The 15,773-nt window shown below is 66.0% G+C and carries 14 protein-coding genes and 1 pseudogene; 8 read left to right on the top strand and 7 right to left on the bottom strand.

The window, feature by feature from the left end:
* The 4 genes and pseudogenes from G3N95_RS40775 to fliF form a co-directional block, all read right to left on the bottom strand.
* Positions 1–168: pseudogene (locus tag G3N95_RS40775) on the bottom strand (flagellum-specific ATP synthase FliI); the annotation flags it as partial.
* Positions 162–839 carry a flagellar assembly protein FliH gene (fliH, locus tag G3N95_RS36740; RefSeq protein ID WP_205974979.1) on the bottom strand — a complete coding sequence of 226 codons (678 nt, stop codon included), beginning with the start codon at positions 837–839 and terminating at the stop codon, positions 162–164. The gene fliH and the pseudogene G3N95_RS40775, both read right to left, overlap by 7 nt.
* Positions 826–1,821: a flagellar motor switch protein FliG gene (gene fliG, locus G3N95_RS36735; protein WP_201648917.1), complete on the bottom strand. Its 996-nt coding sequence runs from the start codon at positions 1,819–1,821 to the stop codon at positions 826–828. The genes fliH and fliG overlap by 14 nt, the downstream gene beginning before the upstream one ends.
* Entirely contained in the window at positions 1,811–3,595 is a 1,785-nt protein-coding gene (gene fliF, locus G3N95_RS36730) for a flagellar basal-body MS-ring/collar protein FliF (protein WP_205974978.1), read from the bottom strand. The genes fliG and fliF overlap by 11 nt, the downstream gene beginning before the upstream one ends.
* 238 nt (positions 3,596–3,833) lie before the next feature.
* Here fliF and fliE point away from each other — a divergent pair, with 238 nt between their 5' ends.
* From fliE to G3N95_RS36705, 5 genes are all read left to right on the top strand, one after another.
* Positions 3,834–4,169, top strand: coding sequence for a flagellar hook-basal body complex protein FliE (fliE, locus tag G3N95_RS36725; RefSeq protein ID WP_205974977.1), 336 nt, complete (start codon positions 3,834–3,836; stop codon positions 4,167–4,169).
* A gap of 420 nt (positions 4,170–4,589) precedes the next feature.
* Positions 4,590–5,024 (top strand): flagellar export chaperone FliS, encoded by a 435-nt coding sequence (fliS, locus tag G3N95_RS36720; protein WP_205974983.1) that lies wholly within the window; start codon positions 4,590–4,592, stop codon positions 5,022–5,024.
* Positions 5,021–5,350, top strand: a complete 330-nt coding sequence (locus G3N95_RS36715; RefSeq protein WP_012402278.1) for a flagellar protein FliT — start codon at positions 5,021–5,023, stop codon at positions 5,348–5,350. Before fliS ends, G3N95_RS36715 begins: the two co-directional genes overlap by 4 nt.
* A 67-nt stretch (positions 5,351–5,417) precedes the next feature.
* Positions 5,418–6,797, top strand: coding sequence for a flagellar hook-length control protein FliK (locus tag G3N95_RS36710; RefSeq protein WP_205974976.1), 1,380 nt, complete (start codon positions 5,418–5,420; stop codon positions 6,795–6,797).
* Positions 6,794–7,120 (top strand): EscU/YscU/HrcU family type III secretion system export apparatus switch protein, encoded by a 327-nt coding sequence (locus G3N95_RS36705; RefSeq protein WP_205974975.1) that lies wholly within the window; start codon positions 6,794–6,796, stop codon positions 7,118–7,120. Before G3N95_RS36710 ends, G3N95_RS36705 begins: the two co-directional genes overlap by 4 nt.
* A 9-nt stretch (positions 7,121–7,129) precedes the next feature.
* Here the strand turns inward: G3N95_RS36705 and G3N95_RS36700 are convergent, their stop codons facing one another.
* Positions 7,130–8,548 carry a coniferyl aldehyde dehydrogenase gene (locus G3N95_RS36700; RefSeq protein WP_205974974.1) on the bottom strand — a complete coding sequence of 473 codons (1,419 nt, stop codon included), beginning with the start codon at positions 8,546–8,548 and terminating at the stop codon, positions 7,130–7,132.
* A gap of 46 nt (positions 8,549–8,594) precedes the next feature.
* Entirely contained in the window at positions 8,595–10,268 is a 1,674-nt protein-coding gene (locus tag G3N95_RS36695) for an isovaleryl-CoA dehydrogenase (RefSeq protein WP_205974973.1), read from the bottom strand.
* Between the two features lie 306 nt (positions 10,269–10,574).
* On the opposite strand from G3N95_RS36695, the gene G3N95_RS36690 reads away from it, so the two are divergent.
* Complete coding sequence (locus tag G3N95_RS36690; RefSeq protein ID WP_205974972.1) at positions 10,575–12,242, top strand: GMC family oxidoreductase N-terminal domain-containing protein; 1,668 nt, start codon at positions 10,575–10,577, stop codon at positions 12,240–12,242.
* Positions 12,243–12,363: 121 nt separating this feature from the next.
* On the top strand, positions 12,364–14,142 hold the full coding sequence (locus G3N95_RS36685; protein WP_205974971.1) for an OmpA family protein: 1,779 nt from the start codon (positions 12,364–12,366) through the stop codon (positions 14,140–14,142).
* A 65-nt stretch (positions 14,143–14,207) separates the two neighbouring features.
* On the opposite strand, the gene G3N95_RS36680 is transcribed toward G3N95_RS36685, so the two are convergent.
* Positions 14,208–15,167: a LysR family transcriptional regulator gene (locus tag G3N95_RS36680; RefSeq protein ID WP_205974970.1), complete on the bottom strand. Its 960-nt coding sequence runs from the start codon at positions 15,165–15,167 to the stop codon at positions 14,208–14,210.
* Positions 15,168–15,281: 114 nt separating this feature from the next.
* On the opposite strand from G3N95_RS36680, the gene G3N95_RS36675 reads away from it, so the two are divergent.
* Positions 15,282–15,773 carry a CidA/LrgA family protein gene (locus G3N95_RS36675; protein WP_205974969.1) on the top strand — a complete coding sequence of 164 codons (492 nt, stop codon included), beginning with the start codon at positions 15,282–15,284 and terminating at the stop codon, positions 15,771–15,773.

Here is a 15,773-nt window from a genome sequence, read left to right as displayed (position 1 = left end):
GTCGTCGGCGCCCGCATGGGCTTCCGAAATCGCGGATTCCAACGCCGCGAGCGATTCTTCCATCTGCGCGACGGTGAGCGCTTCCGCGCCGAACGACGCCAGCGCCAACTCGCGTTCGAGCGGTGTGAGGTCGCTATGCTGAATGTCTTCGATGGTCGGCTTTACCATGTGCTTGCCTTGCCGAGCGCTGCCGTGACGCGCTCCCAGCGCGTCGCGATGCCGGCGTCCACTTCGCCCGTCGTGGACACGGCGCGGCAACCGCCGCGTTCGATCGCGGGGTCGGTGCGCACGTTCCAGCCACGCGTCTGCAGTTCTTCCAGCAGATACGCTTCGACGACGGGCAGATCGGCAGGACTCACGATCAGAGCGGGCGCGCCGACCAGCGCCGGTTCTGTCGCCATCACCTCACGCGCGGCGGCGATGAGCGCCGTCGGGTCGTGCTGGACGTGCTGGCGTACGACTTGTTGCGCGATGTCGAGCGCGAGCGCGACGATCGTTTCCGACAGTTCGTGCTGCGCGTTGTCGAGCGCGGCCTTGAACGTTTCGGCGAGCGCGGCGATCTGTGCGGCTTCCGTGCGCGCTTCCGCCTGACCCTGCTCGAAGCCCTGGGCGCGGCCCTGCTCGTAGCCGGCCTGATAACCGAGCGCCTGGCCGGCCACGTGGCCGGACGCGACGCCTTGCGCATGCGCGGCATCGCGCAGGCGTTGCAGCTCCGCTTCGAACGCGCCGTCGTCGACTTCGGGCTCCGGCTCGGGCACCGGGTCGAACGAGGCCATCTCCCAGCGCTGGTAGGCCGAGAGGCTTTCCTTGCGCGTGGGGTCCTGGTCAGACATATGCATCTTCTGCCTTGCCGCCGATCACGATTGCTCCTGATTCGGCGAGATTGCGCACGACCTGAAGGATCTTGCGCTGTTGCGTTTCCACTTCCGACACGCGGACCGGGCCGCGTGCGTCGAGGTCTTCCGCGAGCAGTTCGGCTGCACGCTGCGACATGTTCGACAGGAACTTCTGGCGCAGCGCGGGCTGCGCGCCCTTCAGCGAGATGATCAGCGTTTCCGATTCGACTTCCTTCAGCAGCAGCTGGATCGCGCGGTCTTCCAGGTCGATCAGGTTGTCGAACACGAACATCTGGTCGATGATCTTCTGCGCGAGTTCCGCGTCGTACTGGCGGACGTTGTCGATGACCGACTCTTCGTGGTTGCCCGGCAGGAAGTTGAGAATTTCCGCCGCCGTGCGGATGCCGCCCATCGGGCTGCGCTTCAGGTTGTCGCTGCCTGAAAGCAGGCCCGTCAGCACGTCGTCGAGTTCGCGCAGCGCGGCGGGCTGGATGCCGTCGAGCGTCGCGATCCGCAGCAGCACGTCGTTGCGCAGACGTTCCGTGAAGCAGGCGACGATTTCCGATGCCTGATCGCGGTCCAGGTGCACGAGGATCGTCGCGATGATCTGCGGGTGCTCGTTCTTGATCAGTTCGGCGACAGCCGCCGAATCCATCCACTTCAGACCTTCGATACCGCTCGTATCGCTGCCTTGCAGGATCCGGTCGATGATCGCGCCCGCCTTGTCGTCGCCGAGCGCCTTCGTCAGCACGGAGCGGATGTAGTCGTTCGAATCGAGCGACAGCGCGGTGTGCTTGTCCGCCTCGGAGACGAACTCGTGCAGCACCTCGTCGATCTGTTCGCGCGTGATGTTCTTCAGCGACGCCATCGCGACGCCGATCTTCTGGACTTCGCGCGGACCCAGAAACTTGAATACCTGAGCCGCCTCTTCCTCGCCGATCGACATCAGCAGGAGCGCGCTCTTCAATACGCCTTCAGTGCTCATCGGACACCCAGCTCTTCACGACGGTTGCAACGATCTTCGGATCCTGACGCGCGATCTGACGCGCATATTCGAGGTTCCGCTCATATTTGGCCTTGTCGCTTTCCAGCGAAACCAGGCTGCCTTCGACTTCCTCTTCGGCGGCGATCGCGGCTGCGCTCGGCGGCAGGCCATCGAGCACCGGTTCGTCCGGCGACGGCAGCGCGGCGACAGCCTCGACCGGCGGCGGGAACGCCCGGCGCAGCGCCGGCTTGACCATCACGAAATAGAGGAACAGTGCGACGAGGCCGATACCGAGGTACGTCGCAATCTGCTTGTACATCGCGATCATGTCCTTCGTGCGCCACCACGGCAGGTCGGCATCCGGGTCGACGATCTGCGTGAACGCGCTGTTCACGACGTTGACCGAGTCGCCGCGCGCCTGGTCGTAGCCCATCGCGTCCTTCACCAGTTGCGTGACCTGCGCCAGCTTGTCGGCGGGGACGGGCTGCATGGTCGCGTGGCCCTTGGCGTCGACGACGCGCATGTAGTTCACCACCACCGCCACCGACAGGCGCTTGATGCCGCCGATCGCCTTTTCCGTGTGGCTCACGGTCTTGTTGAGTTCGTAGTTGGTGGTCGAGTCTTTGTGGTCGCTGATCGGCGTCGTCGTCACGCCGCTGGCGCCGTTCGCGCTCGCGACGATGGGGGCGGAGGCCGGCTGCGGCGGCTGGTTCGACAGCGCGCCCGGCACGCCCGAGGCGCCGCCTTGCGACATTTCCGTCGCCGTGCTGGTCTGCTGGCTGCGGATCGCCGCTGCCTGCGGATTGCCGTTCGGGCCGTAGTCTTCCGAGGTTTGCTCGCCCTTCGAGAAATCGATGTCGGCGCTGACCTGCGAGTGTGCATTGCCCGAGCCGAACAGCGGCGACAGGATTGCGTCGATGCGCTGCTGCGTGTTGCGTTCGATCTGCTGCACATACTTGAGCTGCGTCGCGTCGAGGCCGCTGCCGTTGGCGCCCGCCTGCGTGAGCAGGTTGCCGTCCTGGTCGATGATCGTCACGTTGCGCACGGGCATGTCGGGCACGGCGGAAGCGACCATATGCGTGATCGCCACGACCTGGCCTTCGTCGAGCATGCGGCCCGGATACAGATTGACGAGCACGGACGCAGACGGCGCTTCGCGGTCGCGCACGAACACGGTCGGCTTCGGAATCGCCAGATGGACGCGCGCCGTCTTCACCGTCGAGATGGATTCGATCGTGCGCTGCAGTTCGCCTTCCAGCGCGCGCTGGTAGTTGATCTGCTCGGCGAACTGGCTGATGCCGAACTTCTGGTTGTCCATCAGTTCGAAACCGACCGAGCCGCTCTTCGGCAGACCCTGCGACGCGAGGCGCAGACGCATTTCATGCACCTGGTCGGCGGGGATCAGGATGGCGCCGCCCGCATCGGAAAACTTGTACGGCACGTTCGCCTGCTGGAGCGCGGCAACGATTGCGCCGCCGTCCTGATCGGAGACGTTGCTGTACAGCACCTTATAGTCGGGCGCACGCGACCAGAGAATCAGCCCCGCGACCACGGCGATCAGCACCGCGACGGCGAAGATCAGCGGCGCGCGCGGGTTGCCGCGCATCTGCGTCAACGACGTGGGAAGACCCGGGAAGCGCGAGGCAAAGCCGCTGCCCGTGCCGCCGAGGTCGAGGCCCGCTGCGCCCTGGGCGGCTCCCGCTGCGCCCGGCTGCGCGCCGGCGAGGCCCATGCGGGCGTCGGGGGTCATTAAAGAGTTGGCTGACGAATCCATGCGTCGGGTTTCTCCGGAATCCTTTTGCGTTCTGCCGCTTACGGCGCCTTACCAACTGGCGCCTGTCGACAGAGACTTTCACGTTAGGGATTATCCGCATCGTCAGGCAACCCCATGCGCCGAATAGCGGGGAGTTTCACCCTTACTTTCACGGCTTTCGGAAAAGGGCCGCTGCTATGCTTCCTGTCCAATTGGTGCATGGCGCGAACGCTCGCCTGCATCTCACTCAGGAGAGAACATGACAGCGCCCATCAATCCGCTTCAATCGGCCTTGCAACAGATGCAGTCGATGGCAGCCCAGGCCGCGGGCGGCAGCACTGCGGTCGCGAACGAATCCGGCGCGGCCACGGCAGGCGGTTTCGCGTCGGCGCTGAAGGCGTCGATCGACAAGATCAGCGCCGACCAGAAGAGCGCGGTCAGCGAAGCCCACGCATTCGAAATCGGCGCGCCGAACGTGTCGCTGAACGACGTGATGGTCGACATGCAGAAGGCCAACGTCGGCCTCCAGTTCGGCTTGCAGGTGCGCAACAAGCTGGTGTCGGCTTACAACGACATCATGCAGATCGCCGTCTGACGCTTCGGCGACGCGCGCCGCAGGCGTCCGCGTGCATGCCGCCTTTCCTCTGGGCGGCGGCGCGCGGTCCATGCGCCGTGCATCGCAACTGCGTCACGCGCGGCTGCTTCATGCGAGCGAGCCGTCGTCCGCAACGGACCTTGCGCCGCTGTCCGGCGTCACGGCTTCGTGCATATTTTTTATGCACCGCACTGGTACGACGGCCTGCCGCTCGCGGCAAACCCACGCGGCGCGCGGCGCGGCAGCGCCGTGCCCTGTGCGATTCCTGACGCTTCCTTCCAGCGGGCTAAAGCTTTATTCGTATGAACCGATAACCTTGTTACAAGGGCTGGCTGGAATGCGCGCGTCAAGGTGATGCAGCGTCCCGGCAGGCCGTCCGCCGTCAGTCCGACCGATATCAGCAATACAGGAGGAGCGCCGATGTTTTCCCCGGGACACTCTGGAGCCAATGCCTACGCTCGCGTCGGCGTGGAAACAGGGGTGATGGGCGCGAGCCCCCATCGCCTGATCGTGATGCTGTACCAGGGGGCGCGAAAGGCAATTGCGCAGGCGCGTATGCATCTGCAGCAAGGCGACATTGCGGCCCGTGGCGAGTCGATCGGCAAGGCCATCCAGATCATCGGCGACGGGTTGCAGCAGGCGCTCAACCTCGAAGCCGGCGGCGAAATCGCGGGGCGTCTCGATGCGCTCTATAGCTATATGACGCGGCGACTGCTCGAGGCGAATCTCAAGCAGAGCGAGGCGATGCTCGTCGAAGTCGACGGGTTGCTGGCCACGCTCGAGGAGGCCTGGATTGGTATCGCGCCGGAGATTGCGCGGATGGCGATGCAGTCGTCCGCGGAAAGCATGAGATGAGTTCGAACGCAGACTATTTCGCCCGCTACGAGGCGATCGCAGCGATTTCAGTACGGATGGTGATGGCAGCGCGAGACGCGCTTTGGAACGATCTCGTTCTATTGCAGGACGAGTACCGGCATCTCGTCGACGCGCTGAAACACGCGGAAGACGGCGTGCGCCTGTCCGATGACGAGCGCGCCCGCAAATTCGACCTGATCCGCCAGATCCTCGCGAACGACGCGACGGTCCGCGATCTCGCGAACCCGCGCATGGCCAAGCTGCAGGCGCTGTTCGCGCCGAGCCGCCCGGCCATCGTGCTGAAAGAACTTTACCAGGCGCGCTGAGCGCTTCACACAGTTTCATATGAGCCGCTAGCGGCCACGCAGCGTCAATGCGCGAGAGGAAGCGGGCATGAACGGAATCGACACGGCTGTAGCTGCACTGCTGGCTAGCCGCATCGACAGCCTTCTTCCCGTCGGCGCGCGCGCCGGCGCAACCGCCACGCAGGCGGACGCCTCCCTCAACGTCAAGACACCGACCGTTTCGCCCCTCCCGGCGACGCCCGCGCCATTGCCGGCGTCCGCGCAGACGGCGCTGTCCGCCGTCGCGCTGACGCTCGACGCGATCACGCGTTCCGGCGGCGAGGCGACGCCCGCGCTGGTCGGACAGATTCCCGTTTGGCCCGCCGCACCCGCGATCGATATCGCGCCGCTGCCGCTCGCCGATACGGGCGCGAGCGCGTCGCAGCCGGCGGCTTCCGGCAATACGACTGCGGCGCAGAACGCGGGCGCCGCGAACGCCACCCATGCCGCGCAGGGTTCGAGCGCGGCGTCGAACATCGTCGCTGCGCCTTTGCCCGTTGCCGAGCTGGCGGCTGCCCTCAGGCGCACCGTCGACGAAAGCGGGCTGTTCTACGAATCGCATCTGGCGCAATGGCTGTCGGGGCAGCGGCCCGTCGAGTCGCTCGCGGGCGAGGCGCAGAATCATCTGGCCGATGCCGCCTCGCAGTCGCAGCCCGACACAGGTCACGACGCCGACGATCCGAATGCCTGGACCCAAGGGCGTCCTTCGGGCAACACGGGCGCGGCGGCCTTCGCTGCTGCTGTCGCCGCCGCGCGCGGCGAGCCGGAAGGACCGCACACCCAGTCGGCGCGCTTCACGACTTTCGATCTCGCGACGCACGACCTCATCGAATCGCCTGCCGATTCCACGCACGGCGCACAGCAGGCGGTTGCGGCCCATGCGGCAGGCATCGACGATCCCAATGCGCCGCAACAGCAGTCGATGCAGGCCGCGTTGCATCCCGCGACGATTCCGCTCGTGCGCCAGCAGCTCGATCTGCTCGCGACGGGGCAATTCCGCTGGACAGGCGAAGCCTGGCCGGGCGCGCGTCTCGACTGGACGATCGAGCAGGAAGGCGACGAATGGCGGCGCAGCGGCAATGGCGCCGCTTCCGCAGACGACGAATACCCTTGGCGCACGCGCCTCACGCTGTCGCTGCCGTCGCTCGGCACGGTCGACGCCGATCTCACGCTGACGGGCACGCGGCTCGTCGCCCGCGTGCAGGCGAGTCCGGGCGGCGCGGCACGGCTTGCCACACAGGGCGAGACTTTCCGGCAACGTCTGGCGCAGGCGGGCATCGAGCTGAGCGGTTTGTCGATTCGTGAGATCGGCGGCAGTCTGCCGCCGGGCGCGGCTGCGGCGGCCGCTTCGGCCTATGCGCGTTCGACTGCGGACAAGCCTGCACCGCACGACGCCGGCAGCGACGATTTCGACTGGGATATGCAATGAGCCGCATGCATCGAAGGAGCGCGGCTGCGCTGGTCTACGATTCGCACGGGCACGACGAGGCGCCGCGCGTCATCGCGAAGGGCTACGGGCTGGTCGCCGACATGATCGTGCAGCGCGCGAAGGAAGCGGGCCTGTACGTGCACGAATCGCCCGAAATGGTGTCGCTGCTGATGCAGGTCGATCTCGACTCCCGTATTCCGCCCCGGCTGTATCAGGCCGTCGCGGAACTGCTCGCGTGGCTGCATCGGCTGGAAAGCGGTGCGGCCGACGATTCGGCTTCCACCGACGTGGTCGTGTCTCCGCAAGCGCCCGGCGGGCTTTGACGCCCGGCGTCAGACCCGCATCATCAGACTGAGCAGCGCCCGCACGCGCCGGCCGTAGGGCGGCGCGATCAGGCCGCGCGCGTTGAAGCGCGCCTGCGTCAGCACCGGCTTCATCTTCGAGAACGTGACGAAGCCTTCATACCCGTGATACGCCCCCATGCCGCTCGCGCCGACGCCGCCGAACGGCAGGCTTTCGCACGCCAGATGCATCAACGTTTCGTTGACTGACATGCCGCCCGCGATCGTCTCGTGCGTGACGCGCCCGATCGTGGCTTTGTCGTCGTCGTACAGGTAGAGCGACAGCGGGCGCGGGCGCGCGTTGACGTAGGCGATCGCGTCGTCGAGCGAATCGTAGGGGACGATGGGCAGCAAGGGGCCGAAGATTTCTTCCTGCATCAGCGTTGCCGTGTCGGGCGCCTGCGTTACCGCGACTAGCGGAAAGCGGCGCGCGGCGGCATCGGGCGCGGCATCCGCGAGCGCGTGCAATTGCGCGCCCTGTTCGCGGGCTTCGTCCGCGAGGCGCTGCAGGCGCGCGAAATGGCGCGGCGAAATGATCGACGTGTAATCGGCGTTGCGCGCGAAATCCGGATAGAGGCGCGCCATACGCTGGCGCGCCCGCTCGATGAATGCCTGTTCCTTGCCGCGCGGCACGAGCACGTAGTCGGGTGCGATGCAGGTCTGTCCGGCGTTGAGCGTCTTGCCCGCGACGATACTGTCGACGGCATAGTCGAAGCGTGCTTGCGGCCCGACGATCGCGGGCGACTTGCCGCCGAGTTCGAGCGTGACGGGCGTCAGATGCTCGGCGGCGGCGCGCATCACATCATGGCCGACCTTCGTCGAACCGGTGAACAGCAGATGATCGAACGGCTGCGCGCTGAATGCGGCCGCGAGCGTGGCATCGCCATTGACGACCGCGACGTGATCGCGCGAGAAGGCCTGGGATAGCAACTGTTCGAACAGCATCGACGTGCGGGGCGTCAGTTCCGACATCTTGATGATCGCGCGATTGCCGGCCGTGAGCGCGCTGATCAGCGGTCCGGCCGCGAGCAGCACGGGATAGTTCCACGGCACGATGATGCCGACGACGCCGAGTGGCTGCGGCACGACCTTCGCGCGTGCGGGCAGCAGCCATTTGTTCGCGGCGCGCCGCTGCGCTTTCATCCAGCGCTTGCCGTGGCGCAGCGCGCCGTCGATTTCCTCTTTCACGAGCAGAAACTCGGCCAGCAGGATTTCTTCTTTCGCACGATTGCCGAAGTCGGCGTGCATGGCATCCGCGAGCGCGTCGCGGTTGTCGAGCAGCACTTCGCGCAGCGCTTTCAGATGCGCGGCGCGTTGTTCCCAGGACGGATACGGCGCGCGCAGATACGCGGCGCGTTGCTGGCGCAACAGTGCTTCCAGTGCCGCGATCTCCGGCAGGTCGTTTTTCATCTGGTTGTGTCTCCCTGTTCTTGTCGGTGTACTGCTTGCTCGACGGTCATGCCGCGAATGCGCGATCCACGATCGCCGCGTGATCGTACGCGGCGGGCAGCGTGCCGTACACGCGGCCGCTTTCGCCGCAGCCTTCGGCAAGCCGCGTCGCGATGAATGCATCGGCGACGAATGAGGGCGCGTGCTGCACGAGCAGCACCGCCTGCGCGATCAGCACGATCTGCTGAGCGATGCGGCGCGCCGATGCTTCGCGCGCTTCGGGCGGCAACGCGAGCGCTTTCATCAACCGGTCGAGCGCGGCGCCCAGCGCGGGATGGGTTTGCGCCTCAGCGCGCCACGCGGCGAGCAGAGCCTGCGCGGCGTCGGGCTCGCGCTCCATCGCGCGCAGCACGTCGAGACACATCACGTTGCCCGAGCCTTCCCAGATCGAATTCACGGGCGCTTCGCGGTAGAAGCGCGCCATCGGTCCTTCTTCGACGTAGCCGTTGCCGCCCCAGACTTCCATCGCTTCGCCCGTGAATTCGAGCGTGCGCTTGCAGATCCAGTACTTCGCCGCGGGCGTGACGAGGCGCCGCCACGCGCGTTCTTCGGGTGCGTTGGTCGTGTCTTCGAAGGCGCGCGCGAGCCGCATGAACAGCACGGTCGCCGCTTCCGATTCGAGCGCCAGGTCGGCGAGCACGTTGCGCATCAAGGGCTGATCGGCGAGATGTTTACCGAACGCGCTGCGATGGCGTGCATGGTGGATCGCCTGCACGAGCGCCGCCCGCATCAACGCCGCGCTGCCGATCACGCAGTCGAGCCGCGTGTAATTCGCCATTTCGATGATGGTCGGCACGCCGCGTCCTTCGTCGCCGATCATCACGCCCCAGGCATCGAAAAGCTCGACTTCGCTGCTCGCGTTCGAGCGGTTGCCGAGCTTGTCCTTCAGACGCTGGATGCGCACCGCGTTCTTGCTGCCGTCCGGCGCGAAGCGCGGCACGAAGAAGCAGGACAGGCCTTCGTGATCGTCGGTACGTGCGAGAACCAGGTGCGCGTCGCATTGCGGCGCTGAGAAAAACCATTTGTGTCCGACGAGGCGATAGCCCGCGCCGCGTCCGCTGCCACTTGCTGCGAAGGCCTGAGTGCGGTTGCTGCGCACGTCCGAGCCGCCTTGCTTCTCCGTCATGCCCATGCCGATCATCATCGAGGTCTTCTGCGTCAGCGGCAGGTCGCGCGGATCGTGCTCGCGCGAATACAGCTTGTCGCGCAGCGTCGCGAAGAGTTCGGGTTCGCGCTGCAGCACGGGAATGCTGGCGAAGGTCATCGTGAGCGGACACAGCGAGCCCGATTCGAGCTGCGCGTGCAGAAAATAGCCCGCGCAACGCGCGACCATCGCACCCGGCTGCGGATCGGAGAAAGGTAGCGCGTGCAGTCCTTCGCGGCGCAACAAACCGAGCAGCGTATGCCACGCGGGATGAAATTCGAGCGCGTCGATGCGCTCGCCGCGCGGGCTGAACGCCGCGAGTTCGGGGGTGTGGCGGTTCGCGAGATCGGCGAGTGCGAGGACGTCGGGTGTCGTCAGCACGGCGCCGTCGCGCGCAAGCGCCTCGCGATGCCACGCCGCGCCTTCGCGCTCGACGGCGGCGGCCAGCGCGGCATCGCTTGCAAACAGGTTGTAGTTCGCGAGCGGTGGAACCTGATTGGTCACTTCATGCGTGATGCCGGGGCCGAACCGTTCCATCTGAAGTCTCCGTTCGATGCACGCGCGCCGTCCAATGTCGGGGCCGCTGTTTGATTGGAGCGCGCCGGCAGAATGAATCGGGGCAGCGCGCAAAAGACCGTGTTTGAACGACGTCCGCAGACGAAAAATAGTGCAGACGGAAGCTTTCATCATAGGGGGGCGGCCCGGCGTCCGTTTAGAGGGATCGCTCTGACGCCGACGCCGTGAGAACGCCCCGGGCTCCCTACAATGCGCAGACAGCGCATGTAGACAAGTGTGCACGAGACAGGTGTCGCCGGCAACGCGCGACGCGAACAGGAGGAGCGAATGCAATACGACTACGTCATCGTCGGCGCAGGGTCGGGCGGCTGTTCGCTGGCCGGGCGTCTTGCCGAGCAATGTCCCGATGCGACCATCGCGCTCGTCGAAGCGGGTCCGCATACCGAACGCAATCTCTTCGTCAACATACCGCTCGGGGTTGCAGCCGTCGTGCCGTTCCGCCTCAAGACCAACTACGGCTATACGACGACGCCGCAGCCCTGCCTGAACGGGCGACGCGGTTATCAGCCGCGCGGGCGCGGCTTCGGCGGATCGAGTGCGATCAACGCGATGGTGTACACGCGCGGCCATCCGCTCGATTACGACGACTGGGCGCGTCGTGGCTGCGAGGGCTGGTCGTTCGACGACGTGCTGCCGTACTTTCGCCGCGCCGAACGCAATGAGCGCGGCGCCGATGCGCTGCATGGCGGCGACGGCCCGCTCAGCGTGTCGGAACTGCGTTTTCAGAATCCGTTCTCGCATCGCTTCGTGCAGGCCGCCGTCGAGGCGGGCTTTCCGCGCAACGACGATTTCAACGGCCCGCAGCAGGAAGGCGTCGGCTTCTATCAGGTAACGCAGCGCGACGGCCAACGCTGGAGCGTCGCGCGCGCGTATCTCTACGGCCGCTCGCGTGCGAATCTGCGCACCATCGCCGATGCCGCCGTGCTGCGCATGCTGTTCGACGGCAAACGCGCGACGGGAATCGAAGTGGTGCGCGCAGGCGTGAAGGAAGTCATCGAGGCGCGCGCCGAAGTCGTGCTCGCGGCGGGCGCATTCAATTCTCCGCAACTGCTGATGTGTTCGGGCATCGGTCCCGCCGACCATCTGCGCGCGTTCGGCATTCCCGTGCTGCACGACGCGCCGGAAGTCGGCCGCAATCTCACCGATCACGTCGATTTCACGATCAACAAGCGCGTGCCGTCGACGCAACTCACGGGCTTCTCGCTGCGCGGCTTCGCGAAGATGGTGCCGGGCTTTTACTCGTATCTGCGCAATGGACGCGGGATGCTGACGAGCAACGTCGCGGAAGCGGGCGGCTTTCTGAAAAGCCGGCCGACGCTCGACCGTCCCGATCTGCAACTGCACTTCTGCACCGCGCTCGTCGACGATCACAACCGCCGGATGCACTGGGGGCACGGCTATTCGCTGCATGTCTGCGTGCTGCGTCCGCATAGCCGCGGTTCCGTCACGCTCGCGAGCCGCGATGCACGCGAGGCGCCCGTCATCGATCCGGCCTTTCTCAGCGATCCGCGCGATCTCGACCTGCTCGTCGAAGGCGTGCATCTGTCGCGTCGCATTCTGGATGCGCCGTCGCTTGCACTGTGCGGCGGCCGCGAACTCCACACACGGCACGGCCAGACGGACGCCGAATTGCGCGCGACCATCGCCGCGCACGCCGACACGATCTATCACCCCGTTTCGACATGCCGGATGGGTGGCGACGAGCGCTCCGTCGTCGATACGCAACTGCGCGTGCGCGGCGTGGCCGGCTTGCGGGTGGTCGACGCGTCCGTGATGCCGACGCTGATCGGCGGCAACACGAATGCGCCGACCGTGATGATCGGCGAGCGTGCCGCCGATTTCATCGCCGCGACGCGCCGGACTGCTGCCGGTTCCGTGCTCGCCGGCGAACTCGCGTCCGCGCTCCGTCGTGGCGTGGAACAACCCGTGCGATAAGAGTATTCCTATAAAGATCAAAAATCGTTCATCGCTTCAATTCTGAGATTTTCACGCTCCTATAATCGCGCCCCAACGAAGGGCGCATGGGCGCGCGTTCGAAATTCAGGGAAACGAATCGATGAGTGTCAATGTGATTCAGTTGGTCCGGGCAGCGTTGCCGGAAGCGGTGGTTCGACAACTGTCGAACTGCCTCGGATTGCCGCCGGAAGCAACGGCAAAAGTGATGGACGTGACCACGCCGGCGCTCGTCGCCGGTCTGCTGAACAAGTGCGCGACGCTCGATGGCGCGCGTGCATTGTTCGCGAGCGTCCTTGGGCAGGAAGTCAACCCGGACATCGCCGAACAGTTGCCGCGCATTTTCGCGAGCACGACGGGCGTCACGCAGCTTTCGTCGACGGGACGTCATCTGCTCGAACATCTGTTCGAGCGGCGTATCGATGGGTTGAGCGACACCGTGTCGATGCAGACGGGCGTGCCCGCGCACGCGACGCATGCTGTGTCGGGCATCGCGGGCGGCATCCTGATGGGCGTGCTCAAGCGTCACGTTCTCGATCATCAGGGCAATGTCGGTCAGTTGCCGACGCTGCTCGGCCAGCAGTTGCCGCATATCGCGCCGTTTCTGAACGACGGACTGACGATGGTGCTAGGTCTCGGCGGCGCAACGGCCTTCACGCAGGCGATCGGTTCGCAGGTGCGCGCGGTGTCGTCGCATTTCGAGCATCCGGCGGCGGCGCCCGCACCCGTGCGCGGCCCGGTCGAGCCGACGCTGTCCGCGAACGCGCCGGCGGCCGTGCAGCCCGCGCGCGAAGTGCGCGAAGTGCGCCATGTCGGACTGAAGGGGAAGCAGTGGCTCGGCGTAGCGGCGTTGTCCGCGCTGATCGGCGCGTTGGCCGCGATGCTGACGTGGATCGCGCTCGCCTACTGTCCGCCGGCGGCGGGTTTCCTGGGCCGCAGCGCGGCAACGGCCGAGCCTGTCGTTGCGGATGTATCGGCGGCGACGCAAGCGGCTGCCCAGCCAACCTCGCAGACGGCGCACGACGATGCCGCCAGCGCCTCGGGCAAAGTGGAGGCGGACGCAGCGCCGGCACCGGCGAAGGACTCGCAACTGGTCGTTTCCGTCGACAAGAGCGGCAAGCCGACGATCACCGCGACCGTCCAGAACGTGGCCGAGAAATCGGAACTGTTGAACGCGCTGACTAAGAAATTCGGTGCGGGCAACTTCAATGCCGACATCACCGTCGACGACAGCCGCAAGGCCGCCGACTGGCTCACGCATCTCGACGCGCTGATGCCGCTGCTGGCGACGCCGGGTGCCGAGATGAAAATCGACGGCACCAGGGTCGAACTGAGCGGCGCGGCCGCCGATACGAAATCGGGCTGGCTCGACCGTCTGAAGTCGTCGCTCGGCGCGCCATATCAGGTGAGCGCGTTCGATCCGGCTCAAGCGGTCGCGAACGCTGCGCAATCGTTCATGAGCGCTGCGAACTCGCTGCTCGCACCGGGTGCATCGTGTGCGACGTCGGATCTCGTGAAGACGCTGAACTTGCAGGTGATCAATTTCGCGTCGAGTGACGCGCACGTGCCGCAGTCGGCATTCGCCGATCTGGGTCAGTCCGCAAAATTGCTCCAGGCGTGCACGAAGAGTGGTCACGCGCCGAAGCTCGAAGTGGCTGGCTATTCGGATAACGTCGGCAGCGAGTCCGCGAATCTGGAACTGTCGAAAGAGCGCGCCGCTGCCGTGCGTGCGTTCCTCGTGAAAGCGGGCGTGCCCGCCGATGCGCTCGTCGCGCACGGCTACGGCAACGTGCGCGCCGTGGCGAGCAACGCGACGGAGGGCGGGCGTTTCGCGAATCGGCGGATCGAATTCAGCGACGCGCAAGCGCAGCCTCAGCAGTAAGCCTCGTCAGTCGGCGAACGAACGCTGAACACGATGCCGCCCGGTGCCAGACCGGGCGGCATTTTTCATTTCAGCGGCGGCGTCGCGCGACCAGGCGACGCCGCGGGAAGATCGAAAGTAGGTGGGTGCGTGAAGTTGTCGGTGCTCAGTCCCGGTAGCGTCTCGCGCGCGACTTCGAGCCACGCGCGCGCCGCATGCGACAGATAGCCGTTGCGCCGCCAGCCGATCGCCATTTCCCACGGAATTTCCGGCGCGACGACGGGCCGGCACGTGAACTGCTCGGCGCCGAGCCGCCGGCAATACGGCGCGGGCAACAGCGCAATGCCGACACCCGCCAGCACCAGCGCCGCCATGAAATCCCAGTGTCCGCTGCGCCCGACGATAGTCGGCGCGAAACCCGCCGTGCGGCACGCCGTCAGCACGACGTCGTTCAGCGCGAGACTCTCGCCGTAGAACACGAACGGTTCCTGCGCAAGATCGGCGAGCGGCACTTCCTGCAGCGCATCCCAGCGCGAGCCGTGACGCGCGACGAGCCAGAGCACCTGGCGGGTCATCGGCAGCACGTCGATCAGCTCGTCGACGGGCTGAAGGACGCCGCCGAGTTCCAGTTCGCCCGCAACCAGCGCGGCCTCGATCGCCTTCGAGCCCTGCTCGAACAGCTTCAGCTCCACTTTCGGATAACGCTGCCGGAATGCGGCGATTGCGGGTGTGAAGAGCGAGCCGCCCATCGGCGGAATGCCGATTGTCAGTTCGCCGCGCCCCAGCTTGTCGAGATCGTTCAGTTCCGCCTGCAACTGCCCGTAGGCGGCGAGCACTTCCTGCCCGCGCTGATAGACGATGCGGCCGGCGTCTGTCAGCACCATCTGTCGACCGTCGCGCAGCAGGAGCGGCGAGCCGATTTCATCTTCCAGCGACTTCACCATTTTGCTGATGGTCGGCTGCGTGACGAACATCTGCTCGGCCGCAACGGTGAAGCTCTGCTGCCGTACTACCTCGACGAAATAGCGAAGCGCACGCAGTTCCATGTTCGTAACCCTTGAAATTCCAATTTGGAATGAAGCGAATAATTCTAAGTCATTATATTTATGGTGCACTGCACCCTATACTGAATCTCATCTAAAAGTCACCTAGGGTTTGCCATGATCTCGCCCCTGATCGCCCGTCTCGCCGCCTCCATCCGCCTCGATGCGACGTCGCCCGTCGCGAAGATCGGCCGGATTGCCGTGCAGAGCGCGGCCATCGCCGGGGTCTGGTTCGCCGCCGATTTCATCGTCCGCCGGTTCGGTCTGCCCGTGCCGGGCGGCGTCGTGGGCCTGGTAGCGCTGCTCGCGCTGCTGTTCTGCGGCGGCGTTGCGCCGCGCTGGGTGAAGGCGGGCGCCGACTGGCTGCTGTCGGACATGCTGCTGTTCTTCATTCCCGCTGCCGTCGCGGCCGTCCAGTACGGCGGCCTGTTCCGCGAAGACGGCTGGCGCCTCGCGCTCGTCGTGGTCGCGGGCACGCTGATGGTGATGGTAGCCGTCGCATTTGCCGTCGAACAGGCCGCGCGGCTCGAACGCCGCCTCGCGCTGCGCCGCGTGATGGTTCAGCGTGCGCCCGTCGAGCGCCGTGCTGCCAGCCGCAACTTTCTGTAA

Origin of the sequence: Paraburkholderia sp. Tr-20389 (assembly GCF_017104565.1) — a bacterium.
GTDB lineage: Bacteria > Pseudomonadota > Gammaproteobacteria > Burkholderiales > Burkholderiaceae > Paraburkholderia.
Note: the sequence above shows the minus strand (reverse complement) of the source record. Positions and strands in the feature narration are given on the sequence as shown.

Bases quoted from the DNA above. Each gene is read 5' to 3' on its own strand.
- G3N95_RS36705 (WP_205974975.1), top strand. From the start codon at position 6,794: ATGAGCCGCATGCATCGAAGGAGCGCGGCTGCGCTGGTCTACGATTCG.
- G3N95_RS36700 (WP_205974974.1), bottom strand. From the start codon at position 8,548: ATGAAAAACGACCTGCCGGAGATCGCGGCACTGGAAGCACTGTTGCGC.
- G3N95_RS36680 (WP_205974970.1), bottom strand. From the start codon at position 15,167: ATGGAACTGCGTGCGCTTCGCTATTTCGTCGAGGTAGTACGGCAGCAG.
- fliH (WP_205974979.1), bottom strand. From the start codon at position 839: ATGCATATGTCTGACCAGGACCCCACGCGCAAGGAAAGCCTCTCGGCC.
- G3N95_RS36695 (WP_205974973.1), bottom strand. From the start codon at position 10,268: ATGGAACGGTTCGGCCCCGGCATCACGCATGAAGTGACCAATCAGGTT.
- fliG (WP_201648917.1), bottom strand. From the start codon at position 1,821: ATGAGCACTGAAGGCGTATTGAAGAGCGCGCTCCTGCTGATGTCGATC.
- fliF (WP_205974978.1), bottom strand. From the start codon at position 3,595: ATGGATTCGTCAGCCAACTCTTTAATGACCCCCGACGCCCGCATGGGC.
- G3N95_RS36690 (WP_205974972.1), top strand. From the start codon at position 10,575: ATGCAATACGACTACGTCATCGTCGGCGCAGGGTCGGGCGGCTGTTCG.
- fliS (WP_205974983.1), top strand. From the start codon at position 4,590: ATGTTTTCCCCGGGACACTCTGGAGCCAATGCCTACGCTCGCGTCGGC.
- G3N95_RS36715 (WP_012402278.1), top strand. From the start codon at position 5,021: ATGAGTTCGAACGCAGACTATTTCGCCCGCTACGAGGCGATCGCAGCG.
- G3N95_RS36675 (WP_205974969.1), top strand. From the start codon at position 15,282: ATGATCTCGCCCCTGATCGCCCGTCTCGCCGCCTCCATCCGCCTCGAT.
- G3N95_RS36710 (WP_205974976.1), top strand. From the start codon at position 5,418: ATGAACGGAATCGACACGGCTGTAGCTGCACTGCTGGCTAGCCGCATC.
- fliE (WP_205974977.1), top strand. From the start codon at position 3,834: ATGACAGCGCCCATCAATCCGCTTCAATCGGCCTTGCAACAGATGCAG.
- G3N95_RS36685 (WP_205974971.1), top strand. From the start codon at position 12,364: ATGAGTGTCAATGTGATTCAGTTGGTCCGGGCAGCGTTGCCGGAAGCG.